Here is a 24,129-nt window from a genome sequence, read left to right as displayed (position 1 = left end):
ATTAGCCCTGCCGCTGGGCAAGGCCAAGTCTTGGACGGTACAATCCAGCCACTTGGCAAAGCCGCCAGCTGCCCCTTGATCAGACGAGGTCGCCCGCCAGCGCCTGATCGATCAGCGCCACCGTCTCGATCACGCCGTATAGCGCGATGAAGCCACCAAAGCGCGGGCCCTGACTGGCCCCCAGCAGCACCTCGTAGAGTGCCTTGAACCAGTCGCGCAGCGGATCGAACCGGTCGCGCCCAACCGAGAACACCAGGTTTTGCAATTCTTCGGCATCCATCGGCCCGCCCCAATCCTTCAGGGCGTCACGCAATTCGACCAGTGCCAACCGCTCGACATCGCTGGGCATCCGATAGACCTTATGCGGCTTCACGAAATCGTTGTAATAGCGCACCGCATAGCCCGCCGCCGCGTCCAGACCCGGATGGGTCAGCGGGCTGGCTTCCGGCGCATAGCGACGGATAAAGCCCCACAGCGTGTCCTTGTCCTCGGCGCTGGCGACGCTGGCCAGGTTCAACAACATCGAGAACGGCACCACCATGTCCGAGGCCGGCACGTTGTGGCCGTGGATATGAAACACCGGATTGGCCAGCCGCTGCGTCGCATCCTGCCCGGCATAGGCGCGCAATTGCTGGTGGTATTCGTCCATCATCTTGGGGATGACGTCGAAATACATCCGCTTGGCGGTCTTCGGCTTCTGGAACATGAAATAGGCCAGGCTTTCCGAACTGGCATAGGTCAGCCATTCGTCGATCGAAATCCCGTTGCCCGAGGATTTCGAAATCTTCTGCCCATTCTCGTCGAGGAACAGCTCGTATGAGAAATGGTTCGGCTTGCGCCCGCCCAGAATCTCGCAAATCCGGTCATAGATCGGGGTGTTGGTGGAGTGATCCTTGCCATACATCTCGAAATCGACATCCAGCGCTGCCCAGCGCGCCCCGAAATCCGGTTTCCACTGCAATTTCACATTGCCGCCGGTCACCGGCAGCGTCCACTCCCGCCCCTCGGCATCGTCAAAGGTGATGGTGTGATCCGTCGGGTTCACCGATTTCATCGGCACATAGAGCACCCGACCGGTTTCCGGGTGGATCGGCAGAAAGATCGAATAGGTCTGCTGACGCTCCTCGCGCAGCGATTTCAGCATCACCTTCATCACTTGATCATAGCGTTCACAAGCCAGTTTCAGCACCGCGTCAAGCTTGCCGGTCGCATAATATTCGGTGGCGCTGATGAATTCATATTCAAAGCCGAAGGTATCGAGGAACCGGCGCAGCATCGCGTTGTTGTGATGGCCGAAGCTTTCGAATTCCTCGAACGGGTCCGGCACCTTGGTCAGCGGTTTCTGCAAATGCTCGCGCAGCATTTCCGGGTTCGGCACATTGTCCGGCACCTTGCGCATCCCATCCATATCGTCGCTGAAACAGATCAGCCGGGTCGGGATGTCCGAAAGCACCTCAAAGGCACGGCGGATCATCGTGGTGCGCGCCACCTCGCCAAAGGTGCCGATATGCGGCAGGCCCGAAGGACCATAGCCGGTTTCGAACAGTACATAGCCCTTTTCCGGCGGCGCCTTTTCGTAGCGTTTGAGCAACGCCCGCGCCTCTTCAAAGGGCCAGGCCTTCGAATTCATCGCGGTTTCGCGCAGATCAGTCATTGCTACACTCCTTTAGCGACCGCCGATTGATCGGCGGGACAAGGCCGCTTCCTATTGCCCGGGCCCGGCCGGGTCAATAATCTGCACCGCACCACATGATCGAGGATACAGATGTCCGAACCCGTTCCCAACGCCCTGACCCCGCAGGATTGCCTGGTCGCCCTGATGATCGCGGTGTCGGTCTCTGACGCCGATGTGCGGACCATGGAGCTTGTGAAGATCGAAAACAACGTCAACACGTTGCCGATCTTTGCCACCTTCGACCTGGATCGGGTGAAAACCCTGTCGCAAATCGTGTTTGACCTGTTTTCCGAAGAGGACGGGCTCGACGCCCTGTTTGGGCTGATCCGTGACAACCTGCCAGAGCGGCTGTTTGAAACCGCCTATGCCCTGGCCTGTGACGTGGCCGCCGCTGATGGCACCCTGCGCGAGGCCGAGCTGCGCCTGCTCGAAGAAATCCGCTATGAGCTGGATATCGACCGGCTGCATGCCGCCGCGATCGAACGCGGCGCCCGCGCCCGCCATATCCGCCCATAGCGGAAACTTGCCCAGGGCTCGGCGAGATCTCGCTAGGTCTGGAATACCGGAATAGGCGGAATCGCACAGCCACCCCACATTGAGATCATAGCCTTATGGATACTGATCCGATGAAACGTTCACATTTCCTGATTTTCGCCACCCTGATGCTCTGCCTGCTGCCGGTTCTCGGCACCCTGGCCGACACAAGCAAAGGCCAACAACAGATCGTCCAGCTCGGCACCCACAGCCTCGGGCATCACTACTGACCGGACACCGGCCCGTTGGCAAACAAAGCGCCCCAGCGTTCGATCAGGGCCTGTTGCAAGGTCTTGGCCCGGCCGTTCCAGGATCGCGCCCCCGGCGGGCGCTCGCGCTCATCTTCGCCCAGGGCCTCTCGGCGCCCTGTGTCGGCGGCAAAGATCGCAAAGGCCAGATCGGTCCCATCAGCGCCGGTCATGAACCCTGCCAACCCGCTGACGAAATTCAATGTGCCGGTCTTGGCCGCGACCTTGATCGGATGATGTTTGTCGGGTTTCCGATTTCTATCGCGCAGCACCACCGGTTTCAGCAATGGTCGCAGACGCTGTTGCACGCCCGGGGCGGTCAGCGCGCCGACCATCGCCGCCGCCGAGACCCGGCTGGCGCCGCCCAGACCGGAATGGTCGACCAGCCGGATATCTGAGATACCATATTCCGCGGCCAGCCAGGCGTTCATCATCGCCGCCGACCCGGCCAGGCTGGTGATCGTGCCGCCGCGCTGCAGGCTGGCGCGCAAGCCGATGATTTCAGCGGTCAGATTGGTCGAATATTTCAGCATCGCGGTCAGAATTTCGGTCAGCGGCCGGCTCTGATGGCTGACCAGAATCTCGCCTTGCGGTGCGCTATGGCTCAGCACCGGTGCTTTCAGCCGGATACCATGGCTGCCCGCCAGGGTCTGAAACACCTCACCGGCATAGATCTCGGGCTTGCGCACCGGCAGCCAACGCGCCCCGCCCTTGCCCAAAGCCGCCTCGGCGACCGTCCAATTGTCGCGCCCGTCACTGTCGGCATAGGTGTAGACCGGCACTTGCCGATCAACGACCTGCATCCGGGCGACGGTCACATCCGGGCGATACGGGGCGGATCGCGCATCCATGCTGACCGCCCATTTGCCTGACACCCGGCGCCATTCGAAATGCACCCGGTTGAAATTCAGGTTCAACCCGGACAGCGCCGGGCTATAGCCGACATGATCGGGCTGGTCCCGGTCGATGGTGGCGATATGCGGCAAGCCCCCCCCCCAGACCAGGAACCGGCCCGCCACTTCGCGCACCCCGGCCTGTTTCAGCGCCGCCGCCATTTCCGCCAGGGCATTGGTGTCGAGGGTCGGATCCCCCCCCCCCGCCAGCACCAGATCGCCGGCGATCCGGCCATTGCTGATCGGCCCGGTCGCCAGCAGTCGGGTGTCGAAGCGGAACCCCGGGCCGAGCGTGTCCAGCGCATATAGCGTGGTCAGGGTCTTGGCGACGCTGGCGGGCGGCACCGCCAGCGCTCCGTCGCCGGTTTCCAGCATCTTGCCGCTGGTCGCATCCGCCACCGCAAAGACGACCGGGATTCCCAGCTTGGCCCGCTGGACCAGATCGGCGGCCGCATCCACCCTTGGCTGGCCCAGATTGGCCGGACGCAGCACCGGGCGCAGTGACCGCGCCGGGACCTCGGCCCAGACCGGCGCGGCCAAAGCCGCAAGACCGGTGCCCAGAAACAGCCGTCGGGTCAGCGCCCCGGGTTTCAACCCCGTTGATTTCATTTCGCAGGCTCCGCCACCCAGTTTCCCTTGCGCCGCAATTCGGTCGACGACAACGCCACCATCGGCACATTCACAAAACACCAGGCCGGGGCGGAATGATCCGCCAACACGCTGGAATGCCGCGATGGCAGACGGGCCGCGTGATAAATCCGCGCCGCCTTGGACATCCGGGCGGAAATCCGTTGCTGTGGACGCGCCAGAACCCCGACCGGGACATGATCCATGATCCAGCGCCATTCCTGCCATTGGTCAAACTGTCCCAGATTGTCCGCCCCCATCAGCCAGACAAAGCGCACCCCGGGATAGCGCGCGATCAAAGCCCGCAAGCTGCGCGCGGTATAGCGGGTGCCGAGCCGCGCCTCGATATCGGTAACGCGAACCTTGGGATGGTCCATCACCGCTCGCGCCCGCTGCAGCCGATCCGCCATCGGCGCGGGTTGCCGGGCCTTCAGCGGATTGCCGGGGCTGACCAGCCACCAGACCTGATCCAGCCGGAACCGCTTCAGCGCTTCACGGGTGATCATCGCATGACCATCATGGGCCGGATCAAAGGATCCACCCAACAGCCCAACCACCTGACCGGCCCGAACATTTGGAAAACCAGAGCGCATGAAACGGATGTATCGCAACGCCACCACCTTGGGAAAGGGGCGCAGACGATCATACGCCCACTTGGCGACAATCAGAAACAATCCCCAAGTTGTCTCCAAAATGGAAACAATCGAGCCCTAGGTCGCAGCGCCCGGAAATCTCCCCTTGGGTGATTGTCCCTGCCGGGCATCGCGCGTATCTAGCTGCCTTGCGAACCAGGAGGGAAATGATGGCCTCGTATCAATATGTCTACCACATGTCCGGGGTCTCCAAGACCTATCCCGGCGGCAAGAAATGCTTCGAGAACATCCATTTGAATTTCCTGCCGGGGGTGAAGATCGGCGTTGTCGGGGTCAATGGCGCGGGCAAATCGACCCTGTTGAAGATCATGGCCGGCTGGGACAAGGATTTTCAGGGCGAAGCCTGGCATGCCGAAGGCGCCAAGGTCGGCTATCTGCCGCAGGAGCCCGACCTTGATCCAAACCTCGACGTGCGCGGCAATGTGATGCTGGGCGTGGCCGACAAAAAGGCGATCCTCGACCGCTACAACGACCTGGCGATGAACTACTCGGATGAGACCGCCGAGGAAATGGCCAAGCTTCAGGACGAGATCGACGCGCAGAACCTCTGGGATCTGGACAGCCAGATCGACATCTCGCTCGAGGCGCTGCGCTGCCCGCCGGATGACGCCGATGTCACCACCCTCTCGGGCGGCGAAAAACGCCGGGTCGCGCTCTGCAAACTGCTGCTCGAAGAGCCGGATATGCTGCTGCTCGACGAACCGACCAACCACCTGGATGCCGAAACCATCGCCTGGCTGCAACAGCACCTGATCGACTACAAGGGCACCATCCTGATCGTCACCCATGACCGCTATTTCCTGGATGACATCACCAGCTGGATCCTAGAGCTCGACCGTGGCCGTGGCATTCCCTACGAGGGCAATTATTCTGCCTGGGTCGAACAAAAGGCCAAGCGCCTGCTGCACGAAGCCCGCGAGGACAAGGCCAAGCAAAAGACGCTGGAACGCGAACTGGAATGGATGCGCCAGGGGGCCAAGGCCCGGCAGGCGAAATCCAAGGCGCGGATCCAGTCCTATGAAAAGATGGCCGATGAATCGCTGCGCGAACGCGTCGGCAAGGCACAGATCGTGATTCCGCATGGGCCACGCCTCGGCGGCAAGGTGATCGAGGTCGAGAATCTGAGCAAGGCGATGGGCGACAAGCTGTTGATCGAGAACCTGTCGTTCTCGATCCCGCCCGGCGGCATCGTCGGGGTGATTGGCCCCAACGGCGCCGGAAAATCCACCCTGTTCAAGATGATCACCGGCCAGGAACAGCCTGATTCCGGCAGCGTCACCATCGGCAATACGGTCAAACTGTCCTATGTCGATCAGTCCCGCGACGACCTCAGCCCCGATGACAACGTCTGGCAGGCGATTTCCGGCGGCGCCGAGATCATCAAGCTTGGCGATGCCGAGATCAACTCGCGCGCCTATTGCGGCGCGTTCAACTTCAAAGGCTCAGACCAGCAGAAAAAAGTCTTGCTGCTCTCGGGCGGTGAGCGCAACCGGGTCCATATGGCGCGGCTCCTGAAGGACGGCGGCAATGTGCTGCTGCTTGATGAACCGACCAATGACCTCGACGTCGAAACCCTGCGCGCACTCGAAGACGCACTGGTCGATTTCGCAGGCTGCGCGGTGGTGATTTCGCACGACCGCTTCTTCCTCGACCGGATCTGCACCCATATGCTGGCCTTCGAGGGCGACGCCCATGTCGAATGGTTCGAAGGCAACTTCGAAGATTACGAAGAAGACAAAATGCGACGCCTGGGGCCCGATGCAATGGAACCCAAGCGGGTGAAATACAAGAAGTTTACCCGCTGATCCGCTGATTTAGGACTGGCGCTTGCGGTGACCTGACCGCTGAGCGCCAGTCACGCAGTGAGGTGCCCCTAGCTTCCTAGACACCTGCCTGGTTCAGTTTCTGCTGTCTTATTTCGAAGTCACCCGGCGATAGCATACCAATGGCTGTAGTTGGAGTTCCCCCGGTTTGATGGACGGTTATGGGCTTAGAGATTCCAGCCCTTCAGCGGTGATCCTTTCGTAAGAGCACAACACTGGCGCATCCGGCACTGACTGCTTTCCGAGATCTCCCTCACCGCTCCCACCCCCGCCCTTCCTTCACCTCGCTGCGCACCTTCTTGGCCTCCACCCGCTTGCGCTTCTGGTTCTTCGACACTTTCGTCGGCACCCGCCGTTTCGGCACCATCGTCGCCTTGCGCACCAGCTCGGCCAGCCGCTCCCGGGCGATGTCGCGATTGCGGGCCTGCGAGCGTTCCTCGGAGACCTGGATCACCACCGCGCCCTCCTTGGTCCAGCGCCGCCCGGCCAGCCGCTTCAGCCGTGCCTTGACCGCCGGGGGCAGCGACGGCGAGCGTTCGGCCTCGAACCGCAGTTCGACCGCCGTGGACACCTTGTTCACGTTCTGCCCGCCGGGGCCTGACGCGCGGATGAATTGCTCGGTCAGTTCCCAGTCTTCGATACTGATCTGCTCGGTGATCTTCAGCATGGTTGCCTTGCCCTGCGCCTGTCGCGTGCTGACAATATGAAAGGGCCGCCCCGAATATGGAACGGCCCTTGTCGAGATAAGGAGGTGGGGTCGGTTAGGTTGCCCACCAATCTGGATTTCACTCAGCCGAGGGCTGCCTCAGCTGACCTGCCTCCAAACTGTTCCAACACCTCTCTCCAAAGTCCCATTAGACACTAGAGCACCTCCTTTCAGTTTGTTTCCGATATCTGAATCGTCTCACAAAATTCGCGGATCGCCAAACAAAATCAGGCAGGTCTTGCGGTCATTTTTCGGACAACCACACGAAATGGTAACAAAGCCATCACTGCGAGGGTCAGCTTGACGCTCCAATCCGCCAGCGCCAGCGACATCCAGAGCGGCACGACCGGCCCGAGGCCGAGCAGCGGCAGCGGTTCATTGGCCCAGGCGATATCATTGCCCGGCTCCAGAAAGGTCAGCGTCGCGGCAAAGGCGATGCTGAAAAACAGCGTAGTGTCGAGCGTCGCCCCGATCAGCGTCGACACCAGCGGCGCCCGCCACCAGCGGCCCTGGCGCAAGCGGTTGAAAACAAATACATCCGTCAGCTGCGCCACCAGAAAGGCCAGGCCTGATCCCAGCGCGATCCGCAGCGTCACCAGCGGCCCGAACTCGCCGGAAATCTGGGTGCCGATCAGCGAACAGGCGACGCCGGTGACAAAGCCGGCGATCACCACCCGACGCGCGGCGGCCAGGCCATAGACCCGGTTCATCACATCGGTGACCAGAAAGGCAAAGGGATAGGTGAACGCCCCCCAGGTCAGCCACTGGCCAAACAGGAACTGAACGAGGATGTTCGAAGCCACGACAATCGCGGCCATGGCAAGAATGCCGGGAAGGTATTTGCGGTTCATCTGATGCCCGTTTTTTAGACAAGGTTGCGGCGACTTGTGTGCCCCGACCGGGACGGGGCTCGTTTAGTCGGTTTGCCGCTCTGGTGCAAGGGGCAGGACATATTCGACCAGCTCCGAGGCCAGGAAGAACCAGAAATTGTCATCCGAGACCAGGGTCAACCGGATCGCCCCCGCGGCATCGCGCCAGACCGCAATCCCTTCGAGGTTGTCATGGGTGCCGCTGGCGGTCTCCAGCAGCGTGACCTCGCCCGCCACCTCGGTGCCGCGCAGGTCAAAGCGGCGCACCCGGCTGCGGAACCCGGCGACGGAATAATCGCGCTCCAGCAGGTAGAACAGCCCGTCCGGCCCGAAATCGGCGCCCACCGGCAGGAATGAATCGCGTTTCGGCAGGCTGAACGCCTGGTTCCAATAGCCCGCAGCAAAGCGCCAAACCGGGAGGCTTCGGTCCTGGCTGCCCCCTTCGGGCAGGGCGAACAGCGCGCCATTGGCGTCGATCGCCAGCGCCTCCATCCCGCCATTCCAGCGGAACCGGCCGAATTGCGCCGGTGGCGGCATTGGCGCGCCCGGCCCGTCGGCCCGCTGGTAATGGGTCACCCGGTGGATGCGCTCGAACGAGACATAGAGGCCACCATCAGGCGCAACGGCCAGCCCTTCGGAATCGCTCAACGGGAACACCAGCGGGCCGTTGCGGCGCGAGGCCAGCGGCTGTGGCGCCTCAAAGGTAACTGCGACCGGGCGGCCATCCTCACGCCGGATCTGCCCGCGAAACAAGATCGCCCGGTCCGACAGGGCGGTAATGCCGCTGCCATCCTCGGACAGCTCCAGCCCGGACAGCCCGCCAATATCGGGCGCGGCCCCGTCCAGCGTGAGCGTGCCAACCAGCTCGGCCGGTTGCGCCCGGCTGTATCCAGGCGAAAGGCAAGCCGCGATCAGCGCGACTGCAAGACTTGGACGCATTGATTGGGCAGATCGGCGAGGGTGAGTTCCCGGCGCGGTTTCGGTTTGACCTTGGGTTTATTGGGATCGGGTGGCGGCGGGTTCAGGATATTGTTCACCCATTGCTGCGCATCCGCGCAGCCATCACCGGCAGGCGGCGGTGCCTGATTGACACAGCCCCTGCTGCCCGGCGGACAGGTCAGGCGCACATGGAAATGGTAATGATGCCCCCACCAGGGCCGGATCTTGTTCAGCCAACTGCGGTCACCCTTTGCCTCGGCGCACATCTTTACCTTGGCGCCGGGAAACACAAAGATCCGCGCCACCCGGGGATCCTCGGCGGCGGCCTTCATCACCGCCATATGCTGCGGCGTCCAGTTGTCGTTGGTATAGGCGCCGTTCGCGCGGCGCAGCGAGATCGACGAGAGGTTTTCCCGCTCAGCCCGCGACAGATCCAGCCGCTTGGGCGGCAACATCCAGATATCGGCATCCAGCCCCAGTTGATGCGAGGCATGGCCGGTCAGCATCGGCCCGCCGCGCGGTTGCGAGATATCGCCGATATAAAGGCCGGACCAGCCCGGCAGCGCCGCCGCCTTGCGGCTGAGGTCCTGCAGGAAATCCACGGTTTCCGGATGGCCCCAGTTGCGATTGCGCGACAGCCGCATCGCCTGCCAGGTGGCGCCGGTTTCGGGCAGTTGCACCGCGCCGCTGACGCAGCCCTTGGCATAGGATCCATAGGGCGCGGGCGCCATCGCTGCGGCGGTGGTCTTGCCGCCGAACAGCTTTTTCGCCGCCACCCCGCGCAGGGCGGCGGGAATCTCCTGCTGGGTAGAGACGATGGATTGTTTCGGCGCGGCACCGTCACCGCCGCCGCCGCAGGCCGCCAGAAACAGGGCGGCGATGGTACTTTGGATCAAATGGCGGGCCATGGCTTGTGCCTTTCTACGCCGGATCGGCTTTGGCGTTTTCGGGATTGACCCAGCGTAGCAGGATCAACCCGATAACGAAAAGCCCGATCAGCGGCGTCACCCCCAACGATTGACTGCCGGTCAGCGAGGTGGCGATGCCGATCGATAGCGGCGCCAGGAACGAGGTCGCCTTGCCCGCCAGCGCATAGAGGCCAAAGGCCTCGGTCATCCGGGCTGGATTGGCTTGACGCACCATCATCGTCCGGCTGGCCGCTTGCAGCACCCCGCCCGCCGCGCCGATCAGCGCGCCGAGAACGTAGAACACGATGTCAGGCCATGCGGATTCCGGGCCGACCGCAATGAAATAGACGCTCTCACGCGACACCAGCACGATGGAAATCGCCACAAGGGTCAGGATCACGATGCAGAGGGTGATCACCGGTTTCGGGCCGAAGCGCACATCCGCGTGCCCGCCGATCCAGGCGAAAATGGCACCGGAGACAATCGCCAGGATGCCGAAAACGCCGATATCGACAATCGACCAGCCCAGCACGCCCGAGGCATAGATGCCGCCAAAGGTATACATGCCGTTCAGCCCGTCGCGATAGAACATCGACGACCCCAGATAGGCAAAGAGTGAGCGCCGTTTCGGCAACCCGGCCAGAGTCCGGCCCAGCCCGGTCAGCGCCGCCTTGACCGCGCCCTTGGGGGCTTTGGCCACTTTCGGGTCGCGCACGAACAGAAAGAACGGGATCATAAAGACCGCGTACCAGATCGCACTCAACGGCCCGACGGCGCGGGTGCCTTCGCGTGCCGCGGGATCAAGGCCGAAGATCGGCTCGATGCCGATCATCGTGCGCCCGGTTTCAGGATTTTCCTGCAACAGCGCCAGCATTATCACCAGCGCCACCAGCCCGCCGACATAGCCAAAGGCCCAGCCGCTGCCAGAAATCCGTCCGATCTCTTCCTTGCTGCCCAGATCGGGCAGCATCGAATTGGTAAAGATCGTCGCGAATTCCATCCCGATCAGCCCGATGGCAAAGAAAAACAAGGTTCGGATCAGGTCGAAATCGCCCGGTGCCGCCCACCACAGCGCCGCAGCGCCGACCACATACATCAGCGAAAACAGCCAGATCCAGCGCAGCCGATTGCCCGAAACGTCCGATATCGCGCCCAGGATCGGTGCCAGAAGGGCGATGCAGAACCCGGCGGCGGCGATGCCGAACCCCCAAGCCGCCTGGGCCTTGGCCCCGTCGCCGATAAGCTCTTTGACATAGGGCGCAAAGATAAAGGTGATCAGCAGCGTATTATAAGGCTGACTGGCCCAATCGAAAAAGAACCACCCCCAGATGCGCTTGCGATTTGTCATTCCGCCCCCCCCCGAACGATTGCCGCGATAAGACCGTCAACACCGCCATGAGGCAAGGCCGCAAATGCAATCCGCCGGGCCGCATCGTAACATTTCCCACGCTGAATTTATCGGCTTCACCGGATTGCCGGATGACAACGGCCGTCATCAGCACCTAGGTCAGGGGATGGAATTGTTCCTTGGATACCTCGCCGGGCTGCTGACGCTCATCAATCCCTGCGTTCTGCCGGTGTTGCCGATCGTGCTGGGCGCGTCGCTGCAGGCCAGCCGTGGCGGGCCGCTGGCGCTGGCGACGGGCATGGCGCTGTCTTTTGTGGTGCTGGGGGTCAGCATCGCTGGCTTTGGTCATCTGATCGGTATTGACGAACAGACCATCGCCCAGGCCGGGGCGGTCTTGATGGTCGGCTTTGGCCTGATCCTGCTGGTGCCGCGCCTGTCGGCCGGATTTTCCACGGTGACCGCCGGTGTCGCCAGTGGCGCCGATGCCCGGATCGGGCGGCTCGATAGTGGCGGGTTGCGAGGTCAATTCCTCGGCGGGCTGCTGCTCGGCGCGGTCTGGAGCCCCTGCGTCGGCCCGACCCTGGGCGGCGCGATTTCACTGGCCAGCCAAGGTGAAAACCTGCTCTGGGCGACGGCGATCATGGCCGCCTTTGCCGCTGGAGTCGCCACCCTGATCCTCGGCCTCGGCTATGGCGCCCGCAGCCTGCTTGTGACCCGGCAAGCCTGGATGCGGGCGCTGGCCGAGCGCTCCAAAACCGTGCTGGGCGTGGTCTTTGTCGCCACCGGCCTCGCCATCCTGTTTCGTCTGCATCATCTGATTGAGGGCTGGGCGCTCACTCTTATGCCCGATTGGCTGATCAACCTGTCTGTTTCGATCTGAAAGGAGAACCACCATGAAACGCCGCGACTTTATCGCCCTCGGGGGCGCCGCCCTGCTGCTGCCAAGCCTCGGCCAGGCCGCGCCTATGGAGTATACGCCGGGGCTGGTTGAGGCCCGCCTCGATGCCGGTGAAACCGTGTTCCTCGATTTCAAGGCCAGCTGGTGTACGACCTGCAAGGCACAAGAGGCCGTGCTGGACCGGCTCAAGGCGCAGGACCCGGCCTATGAGGCCAACATCACCTTTATCAATGTCGATTGGGACACCTACGCGCGGGCGTCCTTTACCCAGAGGCTGCGAATTCCGCGCCGCTCGACCCTGGTGGCCCTGAAAGGCAAGGCCGAGATCGGGCGCGTGGTTGCCGATACCCGCGAAGCGCAGATCAAGATGCTGCTGGATGCGGCGTTGCGGGCGGCTATGGCCTGATCCAGCTCAGCCCGCCGCCTCTTCCTTGGCGATCCGCTTGGCGGCGGGACGGCCGGCGCAGCGCGCCACCCAATCCGGCACCGGGCCGGTTTCCGGCATCAAGGCCGGGAAGCGCAGGAATATCTGCACCACCAGCAGATCAGCGGCGCTGTAGCGATCCCCGATCAGCCAGGGCGTTTGCGCCAGCTGCGCCTCGATCCGCGCCATGGCGGTGGGAAAATCGCGAAAGGTGCGGGCCAGCTGCGGCGAATCGATCTGGAAGAAATGGAAATGCAGCACCGGTTCCAGCACATTGCCATACCAGGCTAGCCACGACAGATAGGGGCCGCGCAACGGGTCACCGGGGGCATAGCCCAGCCCGGTCTGCGGGAACACTTCGGTCAGGTAGAGCGCGATCGCGTTCAGCTCGCTCATCCCGACACCATCATGGGTCAGAAAAGGCACCTTGCCGTCGGGATGCGGGTTCTGCGGATCGGCGCCGCCGCTGCCGTCCTGGCGGGAGATGCCGACCTCGCGGATCGTCACCGCGCCATGGACGCCCATTTCGTCGATCAGCTGCACGATGGCTGAGGACCGGCTGCGCGGCGCATGGAACAGGGTCAGCATGATCGTCTCCTCCTCAGAGTGATCGTTATCTAAGCGCCAAGACCAGATCCACCAGGGTCTGGATCGCTGCCCGGTTCGATTTGTCCTTGCCTTTGGCAATCTGGGTCATCCCGATCCGCGCCGCATAAAGCGCCCGCGCGATGTCGGGGTTGGTGACGCCGATCTTGTCGAGCAGCAGCTTGATCCGCGCCAGCCGTTGCGCGTCGATCGTTGACAGCATCGCCGCCGCCGCCGGGTCGGTGCGCGCCCAGGCCCGCATCGCGGCCTCGGCCGACAGGTCTTCGTCGATGCCCTGTTCCATTATCGTCTTCAGCTCGGCCACCGCCTCTTTCTTCTTGGCGGGCGGGTCTGCCGGGGCGTCGTTGAGACGGCCCCAATACTCCAGAACCTGTTGCTGAAATGTCGGCACATCGGCGAAATGCCAATAGAACGACCCCTTGGTCGTCTGCAACCCCCGTGCCAGCGGCTCGGCCTTCAACCCCTCAGGGCCAAGCCGGGCCAGGGCATCGATCCCGGCTTTCAGCCAATCGTCGGGGGACAATCGTTGTTTGGGTGCCATATCCGAAATCTAAACCAAAAAATTCATAAATGCCTATGCATAACTCTGCGACGCAGAAACATTTACCAGCTTCAGTCGGAAAGCCCCGGTTCGTCAAGCAGGTGTCGCCCCTGCCGATCCTCGACCTCGATCACCCAGAGATCGGGGTCAAAGCCGCGCTGCCGCCCGATGGCGGCGTCAACCTCGGCCTCATCGCCGCGCGCCAGTTCCACCCAGACCCGGGCGCCGCTGGTCAGATCGAAACTGCGGGTGAGCGCGACGGCCTGCCCGTCCAGCGTGTTGAGCTTAACCAGAACCGAACCGCCGGTGTCATCACCATGCGCGGTAACGAAGGCCGGAATATCGGCCAGCCGGAGCCGGGCGAGATAGGCGGAAACCCAGAAAGAAGCGGTCAGGCGCATGACGGGTGTTTTCACTCGAATGGACAAAGGGGGCTGCGCGGATTGTGTTCCAGAGATCAACAGGGGAACCGCAATGTCGCCTAGTTGCCGTCGCGGATATCCAGGCCCATCTCGGAATAGCGCGCCGCCTCGTCCTGCCAGTTCTCGCGCACTTTGACCTGCAGGAACAGATGCACCGGACGTCCCATGAAGGCCGAGATCTCGGCGCGGGCCGCGGTCGAAACCGCCTTGATCGTCTCGCCCTTCTTGCCCAGCACGATGCCTTTGTGGCCATCACGGCTGACATAGATGATCTGATCGATCCGGGCCGAGCCGTCCTTGCGCTCTTCCCAATTCTCGGTCTCGACGGTCAGTTGATAGGGCAGTTCCTGATGCAGCCGCAGGGTCAGTTTCTCGCGCGTCATCTCGGCCGCGATCATCCGCAACGGCAGATCGGCAATCTGGTCCTCGGGATAGAGCCAGGGACCTTCGGGCAATTCCTCGGCCAGCCAGTCGCGCAGGGCATCGATCCCGTGGCCCTTTTCGGCCGAGATCATGAATGTGCGGACGAAATCGAACTCGGCGTTCAGGCTTTCGGTCAGCGCCAGCAGATTCGGGGCCTCGACCCGGTCGATCTTGTTGATCGCCAGCGCCACCTTGTGTCCCTCGGGCATGTCGCGCAACTTGCCGAGGATGGTCTTGACCCCCTCGGTCACGCCGCGCTGCGCCTCGACCAGCAGCACCACGATATCGGCATCCGCCGCGCCGCCCCAGGCCGCCGACACCATCGCCCGGTCCAGCCGTCGCTTCGGCTGAAACAGGCCCGGTGTGTCGACAAACACGATCTGGGTCTCGCCCGCCATCGCCACACCCCGGATCCGGGCGCGGGTGGTCTGCACCTTATGGGTAACGATGCTGACCTTGGCACCGACCATCCGGTTCAGCAGCGTCGATTTGCCGGCATTGGGTTCGCCGATCAGGGCAACGAAACCGGCACGTGTCTGGGTCATGTCCTGTCTACCTTGTCCAGCAGGGCCTGCGCCGCCGCCTGTTCCGCCTTGCGTTTGGAGGCATCACGCCCCTTGGCCTTGTCGCCGGTCGTCAACCGGGCCTCGATGGTGAACACCGGGGCATGATCCGGGCCGCTGCGCAACAATTCAACATAATCCGGGCGCGCCAGCCCACGCGCCTGAGCCCATTCCTGCAACGCCGATTTGGCATCGCGGGCATCGTCTTCGACCGACTCGATCCGTTTGCCCCAGAGCCGCAGGATCAGGCTTTGCGCCGTTTCAAAGCCCGCGTCCAGATAAACCGCCGCAATCACCGCTTCCATTGCGTCACCCAGCAGTGCCTCTTTGCGCCGCCCACCGGTCATCATTTCCGATCGGCCGAGTTTCAGCACCGCGCCGAGGTCAATCTCACGCGCGACGTCGGCGCAGCTTTCCTTGCGCACCAGCGCGTTGAACCGCGGCGCCAGCTGGCCCTCGGTCGCGGCGCGGTCGGCGGCCAGCAGCGCCTGCGCCATCACCAGCCCCAGCACCCGGTCACCCAGAAATTCCAGCCGCTGATTATCGGAACGGTTCGGCGAGGACAGTGAGGGATGGGTCAGGGCACGCTGCAGCAATTGCGGCTGGGCGAATTGATGCCCGAGCCGGTGCTGAAATTCGATCTGGTCGCGCGACAGCTTCATCGCCGCAGGCCTAAGTGATCCCTTTGAAGAACCGGTCGCCACGCCAGGTCCAGAAGAACAGCATCGAACGGCCAGCAGAAGAGAACATGATCCGGTCAGCCCGTCCGATCAGGTTTTCGAAGGGCACGAACCCGACCCCGCCCGCCGTCGGCGCGAACCGGGAGTCGAGCGAATTGTCACGGTTGTCGCCCATCATGAAGTAATGGCCTTCGGGCACATGGAACACGCCGGTTTCATCGGCACCGCGAAAGCTGCCGATATTCAGGATCGAATGCGCGACCCCGTTCGGCAGGGTTTCGATCTGCCGCGACTTCAGGCATTCCGCCCCCGGCCCGACGGCGCCGTTCTCGCAACGCGGCGGGCGCCCTTCCGGGCCCTGACGGTCATAGGTCTCGCTGAATTGACCGCCATCGGCCAGCTGCACCGCGGCGCCATTGATCTGCAACACGCCGTCGATCATCTGAATGGTATCGCCGGGCAGACCGACCAGCCGCTTGATGTAATCCTGTCCGGTCACCGGGTGGCGGAACACCACCACATCGCCGCGCTCGGGCTCACTGCCCAGGATCCGGGTGTTGTCGCCGTCGATCACGCCGCAGATGTCACTGGCATCCACGTCGATGCCGAATTTCTGAATCCGGATCGAGGGGCATGAAGCGTAGGAATAGCCATAGGCCATCTTGTTGACGAACAGGAAATCGCCGATCAGCAGCGTGTCCTTCATCGATCCCGAGGGGATCCAGAACGGTTGAAACAGCAAGGTGCGAAAAACGCCGGCGATGATCAGCGCCCAAAAGATAGTCTTGATGGTCTCCCAGACCGCGCTGCCGAAGCCGCCTTCGCTTGCCATGTGAATTGTCCCTGCTGCTGCCTTGGGGGTTACATGCGGGGGCGGTGGCGCAGTGTCAAGGTTGCGGACGCTGGCACGAGGACGGCTTAATGCCCCGGCGGCATCGGTATCATCGGCGGATCGGCGTCGATCGGCAGCGCCTCGATCACCACAAAGGCCTGTGCCCAGGGGTGATCATCCGTCAGCGTCACATGGATCACACTGTGATGGCCCGCCGGTGTCATCTCTTTCAGCCGCTCGGCGGCCCAGCCGGTCAGATGCATCTTGGGCTGGCCGCTGCGCATGTTCGAGACCGCCATGTCCTTCCAGGCGATGCCCATCCGCAGGCCGGTGCCCAGCGCCTTGGAACAGGCCTCTTTCGCGGCCCAGCGTTTGGCATAGGTGCCGGCGACATCCTTGCGACGCTCGGCCTTGCGTTGTTCGATCTCGGTAAACACCCGGTTGCGAAACCGGTCGCCAAAGCGATCCAGGGTGCCTTGAATCCGTTCGATATTGGCCAGATCGGTGCCGATGCCGAGGATCATGCCCGGGCAGCATCCATCAGACGGCGCATTTCGATGATCGCCGGCTTCAACCCAAGGAAAATCGCCTCACCGATCAGGAAATGACCGATATTCAGCTCTTTCACCTCGGGGAAGGCGGCGATCGGCGTGACCGTATCATAGGTCAGCCCATGACCGGCATGCACCTCAAGACCCAGAGAATCGGCAAGTCCCGACATCTCGCGCAGCCGCTCCAACTCGCGCGCGCTGTCCTCGAAACGGCCTTCGGCAAAGCTGTCGCAATAGGCGCCAGTGTGCAGTTCAATCACCTCGGCGCCGATCCGGTGGGCGGCCTCGATCTGCGCCCGGTCGGCGGCGATAAAGATCGACACCCGGCACCCGGCCTCGCGCAGCGGCGCGATGAAATGCGCCAGCTTGTTTTCCTCGCGCGCCACTTCCAGCCCGCCTTCGGTGGTCCGTTCCTCGCGCTTTTCGGGGACCAGACAGACCGCATGCGGCTTGTGACGCAGGGCAATCGCCTGCATTTCGTCGGTCGCCGCCATCTCGAAATTCAGCGGCACCGTCAACACCTGCATCAACCCTTCGATATCGGCATCCGAAATATGGCGGCGATCCTCGCGCAGATGCGCGGTGATCCCGTCGGCGCCGGATTCCTGCGCCAGCCTGGCGGCGCGCAAGGGGTCCGGATAGATGCCGCCACGGGCGTTTCGCACAGTGGCGACATGGTCGATATTCACACCTAGGCGCAGGTGAGTCATGGGCTTGCCTCCAGATGTCAGGCCGTGGGCGGTTTGCCCTCGGCCTTGGCGGTCTTCGCAGACTTGATGCGTTTCAGACGCTCTTGCAAGGCCCCTTTGCGGTGATGCTGATAGGCGCGGATCAGCGGCAGCGACACATAATAGGCCACAATTCCGGCAATGATGCCGGGAACAACGCCACCAATCAGATAGGGAAAGAACACCTCATGGTAAAAGATGCTGAGCCCATTCCAATCGGCGTCGCGGTCGTTGAACAGGGCGCTGAAGTTGTGTTTCAGCGCCAGTGCCGCATCGGCGAATTTGCCCGCGATGGTGCGGTGCACCTCGTCATCCGGGCGCGGTGGACGCCCCAGCAGGAAATGCCCGGTCTGCAGCGACACCACCGCAATCGGCAGATAGGTCAGCGGATTGCCGACAAAGGTCGCCAGCAACGCCGCCAGGATATTGCCGCGCATGATCTTGGCGATCAGTGCCGCGATCACGAAATGCAGGCCGTAAAGCGGGGAAAACACGGTGAACACCCCGGCAAAGATGCCGCGCGCAATCCGGTCCGGACTGTCAGGCAACCGCCGCAGCCGGTGGCGGACATAGTGAAACGCCCGCGCCCAGCCGCCCTTGGGCCAGAGCAGATCCCAAAGGATTTTCCAGATCGGTCGTCTGTCCCTGCGTTTAAAGACCAACGGCCTCTCCCTGTGCTGCCCGGGCCGGATCGGCCTCGGGCGCATATCGGCGCCGTTCGACTGCGGCGACATCGCTTTCCGCCTCCAGCGCGGAAACGACCGTGTGCAGATGTTCGACGTCACTCAGCTCCAGATCGATCGACACCCGGTAGAAATCCGGTTTCCGGTCGGCGATCCGAAGATCCGAGATATTGGCTTTCTGCTCACCGATCAATGTGCAGATTCGCCCCAAGACGCCAGCGTCATTGCCCATCGTGATCCCAAGTGTCACCGGATAGATCGGTTTGTGCTTGCCCGAATGCCAATGCAGATCGATCCAGCGATCGGGCTGGTCCTCGAATTCCGCCAGCTTGTCGCAATCAATCGCATGCACCACCACCCCGCGCCCGCGCCAGGTGATCCCGACGATCCGTTCGCCCGGCAGCGGCTGGCAACAAGACCCGCGTTCGAAACTCTGCCCCGCCGCCAGGCCGATCACCGCACGTTCCCAGGCGATCCCGGGGCCGTCGTTGGGCACCAGATTGGGATAGACCGCCCGCACCACATCGCGCGCCGTCATCTCGGCCGAACCGAGGCGCGCCAGCACCTCGTGACGGTCCTCAAGGCGCAGATGCCGCGCCGCGGTATCCAATGCCTTGTCCGTGGCGCGCTTGCCGACATGTTCAAACCCCGACCGCGCCAATTCCTGCCCGAGACGGATGAAGCGTTCGCGATCGACCTCACGCAATGCCCGACGGATCGCCGATTTTGCCTTGCCGGTGGCGGCCATCTCCAGCCAGGTCGCCTGCGGCATCTGGCCCTCGGCGGTGGTGATCTCGACCGACTGGCCGTTTTTGACCCGGGTCCACAGCGGCACCCGCATCCCATCGATCTTGGCCCCGACACAGGCGTTGCCGATCCTGGTGTGGATCGCATAGGCGAAATCAATCGGCGTGGCACCGCGCGGCAGCTTGATCACCTCACCCTTGGGGGTGAAGCAGAATACCTTGTCGGTATACATCTCCAGCTTGACCGCTTCGAGGAAATCCTGGTGATCTTCTTCGCTGTTGAATTGCTCAGTCAGACCAGACAGCCATTTCACCGGGTCGACCGCAAACGGGTTTTCCGCCGGCACCCCGTCGCGATAGGACCAATGCGCGGCCACCCCGGCCTCGGCCATCTCATGCATTTCGCGGGTGCGGATCTGCACCTCGACGCGCTTGCCGTCGCGCCCCGAAACCGTGGTGTGGATCGAGCGATAGCCGTTCGATTTCGGCTGGCTGATGTAATCCTTGAACCGCCCGGGCACCGCCCTCCAGCGCCGGTGGATCACCCCCAGCGCCCGGTAACAGGCATCCTCAGACCCGGTGATGACGCGAAACCCATAGATGTCGGACAGCCGGGAAAACCCGAGGTCCTTTTCCTGCATCTTGCGCCAGATCGAATAGGGTTTCTTGGCGCGGCCCAGGATCTCGGCCTCGATCCCGGCCTCGGCCAGCTCGTTCTGCATATCCGCCGAGATCCGCTCGATCACCCCGCCGGAATCGCTTTGCAGGGTAACGAAGCGGCGCAGGATCGATTGCCGGGCTTCCGGGTTCAGCACCTTGAAAGCCAGATCCTCCAGCTCTTCGCGCATCCATTGCATGCCCATGCGACCGGCCAGCGGCGCAAAGATATCCATGGTCTCGCGGGCCTTCTGGACCTGCTTTTCGCTCCGCATCGCGCGAATGGTGCGCATATTGTGCAGCCGGTCGGCCAGCTTGACCAAAATCACCCGCAGATCTTTGGACATCGCCATCAGCAGCTTGCGAAAGTTTTCCGCTTGCTGGGTTTCGGTCGACGACAATTGCAGCTTGGTCAGTTTGGTGACGCCGTCGACCAGATCGGCGATGTCGTGGCCAAAAATCTTGGCGACTTCGCTGTAACTGGCTGCGGTGTCTTCGATGGTGTCATGCAACAGCGCGGTGATGATCGTCGCATCGTCCAGCTTTTGCTGGGTCAGGATCGCGGCCACCGCCACCGGGTGGCTGAAATAGGGCTCACCGGACTGGCGCAGCTGGCCCTCATGCGCCGCAGCGCCGTATTCATAGGCCCTGCGGATCAGTTTTTCATCGGTCTTGGGATTGTAGGCGCGGACCAGAGCAATCAAGTCGTCAACCGCGATCATGATGCCCTTGTGCCTCTCTGAGTGGGTTCGCCCGTCGGTTAATCCTGCCCCTGGGCTTCCATAAGCTGACGCAGCAAGCGTTCTTCGCTCATGTCGTCCTCGGCCGGTTTGTCGACTTCGGCGCCCATCAGCAACGACATGTTGTCGTCCTCGGGCTCGTCCACCTCGATCTGGTTCTGATTGGCCTCGATCAGGCGCTCGCGAAGTTCGTCGGCGCTTTGGGTCTCGTCGGCGATTTCACGCAGCGCCACGACGGGATTCTTGTCGTTGTCACGGTCGATGGTGATCGGCGACCCGGAAGATACCTCACGCGCACGATGTGCGGCCAGCATCACCAGTTCGAACCGGTTCGGAACCTTGTCGACGCAATCTTCTACGGTCACCCGGGCCATGGTCACTCCAACTCATCAAGGCGGCAGAAAGCGTGTAATAGGCACAGCCCCGCTCAAACACAAGGCGGATCGGCCAGTTTCAGCACGGATTCGACCTCACAAGCGGGCAAATCTGCGCACATTTCCGCGACCGAACGCTCCAGCACCGGGTGCCGCCACGCAGGCGCGATGTCACGAAGGGGAATCAGTACGAAGCCCCGATCCTGCAACCGGGGGTGCGGAAGAACCAGCCGATCGGGGGTGGAATCGCGCTGTTCGGCGGCTGGAATCGCCCACCAGTGCCGCCATGTCGCCCGGTCAGGCAGTACCCGCGCACCCTGCGCCAACAGGTCAAGGTCAAGGGTCCGTGGGCCCCAGCGCTCCTGGCGCTGACGACCACGTAACCGCTCGATATCATGGAATATTGCCAGCACCTCGTCGGGCGATTTGCGGCTGTCAAAGGCGACGGCGGCATTGATGAAATCCGCCCCCGATCCCGCCGGGTAAGCCGGGGTTTGATAGAGCGCACTGACCGCCGTGACCTGAAACCCGACCGAACCGAGGTCGACAACCGCGCGACGCACCACATCCAATGATTGCATGGACCCGTTGGGAGTATTCCCTCCGATTGCAGCGAAGTAACTTTGGGTCAAGGGGACGATTCCTATACTTTTGAACATACCAGCGGGCTTGATGCGTCGCCTGCAAGCACGTATTTTTTACACCTTAGGCTGAACGTAAACGTTTCACACACTCACGGTCGCGTCCGGTCTCAAGTGCTTGGAAGGAATTTTGATGTTTTATAAAGACGAACGGCTGGCGCTGTTCATCGATGGCTCCAATCTTTACGCGGCAGCCAAGGCATTGGGCTTCGACATTGACTATAAGTTGTTGCGGCAGGAATTCATGCGGCGAGGGAAAATGCTGCGTGCGTTCTATTACACCGCACTTCTGGAAAATGAAGAATATTCGCCCATTCGGCCACTGGTGGATTGGTTGCACTACAACGGCTTCAACATGGTGACCAAACCGGCCAAGGAATATACTGACAGCCAGGGTCGGCGTAAGGTCAAGGGCAACATGGACATCGAACTGACCGTCGATGCGATGGAGCTGGCGCCACGGGTGGATCACATCGTGCTGTTTTCCGGCGATGGCGATTTCCGCCCCCTGGTGGAAAGCCTGCAACGCTCGGGCGTCCGGGTTTCGGTGGTGTCGACGATCCGCAGCCAGCCGCCAATGATCGCGGATGAGCTGCGCCGTCAGGCTGACAATTTCATCGAGCTGGACGAGCTGCGCGATGTCATTGGCCGCCCGCCACGTGAACAGACCGAAGACCGGATGCGCGCGATCGCCACTGCGACCTGACGGCGACCCGGCCGCGAATTGACCTGGCCCCGGCCCGCACTGGACGCGGGCCGCTGGCTGGCTTAATCCGGAGATGCCGCACCGCATCTCCGAAGGCTCTCTGATGTCCGACCGACCGCCCCTGACCCTCTACCTGGCCGCGCCGCGCGGATTCTGCGCCGGTGTCGACCGGGCGATCAAGATCGTCGAGATGGCGCTGACCAAATGGGGCGCCCCGGTCTATGTCCGCCATGAAATCGTGCACAACAAATTCGTCGTCGACAGCCTGCGCGAACAGGGTGCGGTGTTTGTCGAAGATCTGGACGAATGCCCGCCCGATCGACCGGTGATCTTTTCCGCGCATGGGGTGCCGAAAAGCGTGCCCGCCGAGGCCGAGCAGCGCCAGATGATCTATGTCGATGCCACCTGCCCGCTGGTCAGCAAGGTGCATATCGAAGCCGAGCGGCACCATGCCGCCGGATTGCAGATCGTGATGATCGGCCATGCCGGCCATCCCGAAACCATCGGCACCATGGGGCAATTGCCTGCGGGCGAGGTGCTGCTGGTGGAAACCGAGGCAGATGTGCAGATGCTCGCGGTCCGCGATCCCGCGCGGCTGGCCTTTGTCACCCAGACCACCCTGTCGATCGATGACACCGCCGGGATCGTCACGGCCCTTCAGGCCCGGTTTCCATCCATTGTCGGGCCCCACAAGGAAGACATCTGTTACGCCACCACCAACCGGCAGGAGGCGGTCAAGGCGATGGCTGGCAAGATCGACGCGATGCTGGTGGTCGGCGCGCCGAATTCATCGAATTCGCGACGTCTGGTCGAGGTCGCAGCGCGCCAGGGCTGTGCCTATGCCCAGCTGGTGCAGCGCGCCGCCGATATCGACTGGCGCGCACTGGACGGCATCCGCGCGATGGGCGTCACCGCCGGGGCCAGCGCGCCGGAGGTGCTGGTGGATGAGGTCATCGCCGCCCTGCGGACCCGTTTCGATGTGCGCGTCGAACTGGTGGAGACCGCCAAGGAAAACGTCGAGTTCAAGGTGCCACGGGTGCTGCGCCAACCGGGCTGATCCGCCGCGGCTGGACCGAATGCGGCGGAACGGGCTTGACGGGTCGGCACCGGCGTGGTGTCTCCTGACCGCCCGTAATACCAGCCGAGGCCGCGACCCATGCCAGATTACCTTGCCTATACCGACGGCGCCTGTTCCGGCAATCCCGGCCCCGGAGGCTGGGGCGTTCTGATGCAGGCCAAGGATGGCGACAGGGTTCTGAAGGAACGCGAATTGTCCGGCGGAGAGCCCGATACCACCAACAACCGGATGGAGCTGATGGCGGCGATTTCGGCGCTTGAGGCGCTGGGACGCGGCACCGCGATCACCATCATCACCGACAGCCAATATGTGAAGAACGGGGTGACCAGCTGGATTCACGGCTGGAAGAAGAACGGCTGGAAGACGGCGGCGAAGAAGCCGGTGAAGAATGCCGAGCTCTGGCAGCGTCTGGACGCGGCGCAGGCGCGCCACGAGGTCACCTGGGCCTGGGTCAAGGGCCATGCCGGGCATCCCGAGAACGAGCGCGCCGATGAGCTGGCCCGGGCCGGGATGGCGCCGTTCAAGTAGAGCTGGAACAATTGGTTTGCGCGGGCGTTGCCCGCGCCGCGGGGGGGGGGGGGGGGGGGGGGGGGGGGGGGGGGGGGGGGGGGGG

General features: G+C 62.8%; 28 protein-coding genes. 8 read left to right on the top strand and 20 right to left on the bottom strand.

Translation table 11 applies throughout. The features are described 5' to 3' along the window. Positions 1 to 79 precede the first annotated feature (79 nt). Positions 80 to 1,654, bottom strand: a complete 1,575-nt coding sequence (locus P1U48_RS03735; RefSeq protein ID WP_301067355.1) for a lysine--tRNA ligase — start codon at positions 1,652 to 1,654, stop codon at positions 80 to 82. Positions 1,655 to 1,765: 111 nt separating this feature from the next. Here P1U48_RS03735 and P1U48_RS03730 point away from each other — a divergent pair, with 111 nt between their 5' ends. Then, a complete protein-coding gene (locus P1U48_RS03730) occupies positions 1,766 to 2,191 on the top strand; it encodes a tellurite resistance TerB family protein (protein ID WP_301067353.1) in 426 nt (141 codons plus the stop codon). A 110-nt stretch (positions 2,192 to 2,301) separates the two neighbouring features. Then, positions 2,302 to 2,439: a hypothetical protein gene (locus tag P1U48_RS03725; protein WP_301067350.1), complete on the top strand. Its 138-nt coding sequence runs from the start codon at positions 2,302 to 2,304 to the stop codon at positions 2,437 to 2,439. On the opposite strand, the gene dacB is transcribed toward P1U48_RS03725, so the two are convergent. After that, positions 2,433 to 3,959 carry a D-alanyl-D-alanine carboxypeptidase/D-alanyl-D-alanine-endopeptidase gene (gene dacB, locus P1U48_RS03720; RefSeq protein WP_301067347.1) on the bottom strand — a complete coding sequence of 509 codons (1,527 nt, stop codon included), beginning with the start codon at positions 3,957 to 3,959 and terminating at the stop codon, positions 2,433 to 2,435. The genes P1U48_RS03725 and dacB overlap by 7 nt on opposite strands. Further along, positions 3,956 to 4,570 carry a nicotinate-nucleotide adenylyltransferase gene (locus P1U48_RS03715; RefSeq protein ID WP_301067668.1) on the bottom strand — a complete coding sequence of 205 codons (615 nt, stop codon included), beginning with the start codon at positions 4,568 to 4,570 and terminating at the stop codon, positions 3,956 to 3,958. Before P1U48_RS03715 ends, dacB begins: the two co-directional genes overlap by 4 nt. Positions 4,571 to 4,779: 209 nt before the next feature. On the opposite strand from P1U48_RS03715, the gene ettA reads away from it, so the two are divergent. After that, positions 4,780 to 6,435 (top strand): energy-dependent translational throttle protein EttA, encoded by a 1,656-nt coding sequence (gene ettA, locus P1U48_RS03710; protein WP_301067344.1) that lies wholly within the window; start codon positions 4,780 to 4,782, stop codon positions 6,433 to 6,435. Between the two features lie 271 nt (positions 6,436 to 6,706). Here ettA and arfB read toward each other — a convergent pair whose 3' ends face one another. The 5 genes from arfB to P1U48_RS03685 form a co-directional block, all read right to left on the bottom strand. Continuing rightward, positions 6,707 to 7,120, bottom strand: coding sequence for an alternative ribosome rescue aminoacyl-tRNA hydrolase ArfB (gene arfB / locus P1U48_RS03705; protein WP_301067342.1), 414 nt, complete (start codon positions 7,118 to 7,120; stop codon positions 6,707 to 6,709). 266 nt (positions 7,121 to 7,386) lie between these two features. Beyond that, on the bottom strand, positions 7,387 to 8,010 hold the full coding sequence (locus P1U48_RS03700; protein WP_301067341.1) for a queuosine precursor transporter: 624 nt from the start codon (positions 8,008 to 8,010) through the stop codon (positions 7,387 to 7,389). A 63-nt stretch (positions 8,011 to 8,073) separates the two neighbouring features. Next, positions 8,074 to 8,967 carry an esterase-like activity of phytase family protein gene (locus P1U48_RS03695; RefSeq protein ID WP_301067338.1) on the bottom strand — a complete coding sequence of 298 codons (894 nt, stop codon included), beginning with the start codon at positions 8,965 to 8,967 and terminating at the stop codon, positions 8,074 to 8,076. Continuing rightward, positions 8,940 to 9,875, bottom strand: a complete 936-nt coding sequence (mepA, locus tag P1U48_RS03690; RefSeq protein ID WP_301067336.1) for a penicillin-insensitive murein endopeptidase — start codon at positions 9,873 to 9,875, stop codon at positions 8,940 to 8,942. The genes P1U48_RS03695 and mepA overlap by 28 nt, the downstream gene beginning before the upstream one ends. A gap of 13 nt (positions 9,876 to 9,888) precedes the next feature. Next, positions 9,889 to 11,223, bottom strand: a complete 1,335-nt coding sequence (locus P1U48_RS03685; protein WP_301067334.1) for an MFS transporter — start codon at positions 11,221 to 11,223, stop codon at positions 9,889 to 9,891. A 166-nt stretch (positions 11,224 to 11,389) separates the two neighbouring features. On the opposite strand from P1U48_RS03685, the gene P1U48_RS03680 reads away from it, so the two are divergent. Both P1U48_RS03680 and P1U48_RS03675 read left to right on the top strand, forming a co-directional pair. Beyond that, a complete protein-coding gene (locus P1U48_RS03680) occupies positions 11,390 to 12,103 on the top strand; it encodes a cytochrome c biogenesis protein CcdA (RefSeq protein ID WP_301067332.1) in 714 nt (237 codons plus the stop codon). A gap of 13 nt (positions 12,104 to 12,116) precedes the next feature. After that, entirely contained in the window at positions 12,117 to 12,527 is a 411-nt protein-coding gene (locus P1U48_RS03675) for a thioredoxin family protein (protein WP_301067330.1), read from the top strand. Between the two features lie 6 nt (positions 12,528 to 12,533). Here P1U48_RS03675 and P1U48_RS03670 read toward each other — a convergent pair whose 3' ends face one another. From P1U48_RS03670 to folK, 12 genes are all read right to left on the bottom strand, one after another. Next, entirely contained in the window at positions 12,534 to 13,133 is a 600-nt protein-coding gene (locus tag P1U48_RS03670) for a glutathione S-transferase family protein (protein WP_301067328.1), read from the bottom strand. A gap of 25 nt (positions 13,134 to 13,158) precedes the next feature. Next, on the bottom strand, positions 13,159 to 13,692 hold the full coding sequence (locus P1U48_RS03665) for a TetR/AcrR family transcriptional regulator (RefSeq protein ID WP_301067327.1): 534 nt from the start codon (positions 13,690 to 13,692) through the stop codon (positions 13,159 to 13,161). A gap of 71 nt (positions 13,693 to 13,763) precedes the next feature. Further along, positions 13,764 to 14,093 (bottom strand): DUF1491 family protein, encoded by a 330-nt coding sequence (locus P1U48_RS03660; RefSeq protein ID WP_301067325.1) that lies wholly within the window; start codon positions 14,091 to 14,093, stop codon positions 13,764 to 13,766. 80 nt (positions 14,094 to 14,173) lie between these two features. Next, positions 14,174 to 15,082, bottom strand: a complete 909-nt coding sequence (gene era / locus P1U48_RS03655; protein ID WP_301067324.1) for a GTPase Era — start codon at positions 15,080 to 15,082, stop codon at positions 14,174 to 14,176. After that, a complete protein-coding gene (gene rnc, locus P1U48_RS03650; protein WP_301067323.1) occupies positions 15,079 to 15,762 on the bottom strand; it encodes a ribonuclease III in 684 nt (227 codons plus the stop codon). Before rnc ends, era begins: the two co-directional genes overlap by 4 nt. Positions 15,763 to 15,772: 10 nt before the next feature. Beyond that, entirely contained in the window at positions 15,773 to 16,612 is an 840-nt protein-coding gene (gene lepB / locus P1U48_RS03645) for a signal peptidase I (RefSeq protein WP_301067322.1), read from the bottom strand. Between the two features lie 86 nt (positions 16,613 to 16,698). After that, the gene (gene acpS / locus P1U48_RS03640) at positions 16,699 to 17,136 is read right to left on the bottom strand and encodes a holo-ACP synthase (protein ID WP_301067321.1); all 438 of its coding nucleotides are present in this window, start codon (positions 17,134 to 17,136) and stop codon (positions 16,699 to 16,701) included. Then, the gene (locus P1U48_RS03635) at positions 17,133 to 17,873 is read right to left on the bottom strand and encodes a pyridoxine 5'-phosphate synthase (protein WP_301067319.1); all 741 of its coding nucleotides are present in this window, start codon (positions 17,871 to 17,873) and stop codon (positions 17,133 to 17,135) included. The genes acpS and P1U48_RS03635 overlap by 4 nt, the downstream gene beginning before the upstream one ends. 17 nt (positions 17,874 to 17,890) lie before the next feature. Then, positions 17,891 to 18,553, bottom strand: coding sequence for a DUF2062 domain-containing protein (locus tag P1U48_RS03630; protein ID WP_301067318.1), 663 nt, complete (start codon positions 18,551 to 18,553; stop codon positions 17,891 to 17,893). Next, entirely contained in the window at positions 18,543 to 20,699 is a 2,157-nt protein-coding gene (locus P1U48_RS03625; protein WP_301067315.1) for a bifunctional (p)ppGpp synthetase/guanosine-3',5'-bis(diphosphate) 3'-pyrophosphohydrolase, read from the bottom strand. Before P1U48_RS03625 ends, P1U48_RS03630 begins: the two co-directional genes overlap by 11 nt. 38 nt (positions 20,700 to 20,737) lie before the next feature. Continuing rightward, positions 20,738 to 21,091 (bottom strand): DNA-directed RNA polymerase subunit omega, encoded by a 354-nt coding sequence (gene rpoZ, locus P1U48_RS03620; protein WP_301067314.1) that lies wholly within the window; start codon positions 21,089 to 21,091, stop codon positions 20,738 to 20,740. A 53-nt stretch (positions 21,092 to 21,144) separates the two neighbouring features. Further along, the gene (gene folK / locus P1U48_RS03615) at positions 21,145 to 21,750 is read right to left on the bottom strand and encodes a 2-amino-4-hydroxy-6-hydroxymethyldihydropteridine diphosphokinase (RefSeq protein ID WP_301067313.1); all 606 of its coding nucleotides are present in this window, start codon (positions 21,748 to 21,750) and stop codon (positions 21,145 to 21,147) included. A 115-nt stretch (positions 21,751 to 21,865) separates the two neighbouring features. Here folK and P1U48_RS03610 point away from each other — a divergent pair, with 115 nt between their 5' ends. The 3 genes from P1U48_RS03610 to rnhA all read left to right on the top strand — a co-directional run bounded on the left by P1U48_RS03610 (position 21,866) and on the right by rnhA (position 24,044). After that, positions 21,866 to 22,438 carry an NYN domain-containing protein gene (locus P1U48_RS03610; protein WP_301067312.1) on the top strand — a complete coding sequence of 191 codons (573 nt, stop codon included), beginning with the start codon at positions 21,866 to 21,868 and terminating at the stop codon, positions 22,436 to 22,438. A 103-nt stretch (positions 22,439 to 22,541) separates the two neighbouring features. Continuing rightward, entirely contained in the window at positions 22,542 to 23,495 is a 954-nt protein-coding gene (gene ispH / locus P1U48_RS03605; RefSeq protein ID WP_301067311.1) for a 4-hydroxy-3-methylbut-2-enyl diphosphate reductase, read from the top strand. Between the two features lie 99 nt (positions 23,496 to 23,594). Continuing rightward, on the top strand, positions 23,595 to 24,044 hold the full coding sequence (gene rnhA / locus P1U48_RS03600; RefSeq protein WP_301067309.1) for a ribonuclease HI: 450 nt from the start codon (positions 23,595 to 23,597) through the stop codon (positions 24,042 to 24,044). Positions 24,045 to 24,129: the final 85 nt, after the last annotated feature.

The sequence above is a fragment of the Pseudooceanicola sp. genome (assembly GCF_029213205.1).
In the GTDB taxonomy this organism is placed as follows: Bacteria; Pseudomonadota; Alphaproteobacteria; order Rhodobacterales; family Rhodobacteraceae; genus Pseudooceanicola.
This window is presented reverse-complemented; position numbering and strand designations above follow the sequence as displayed.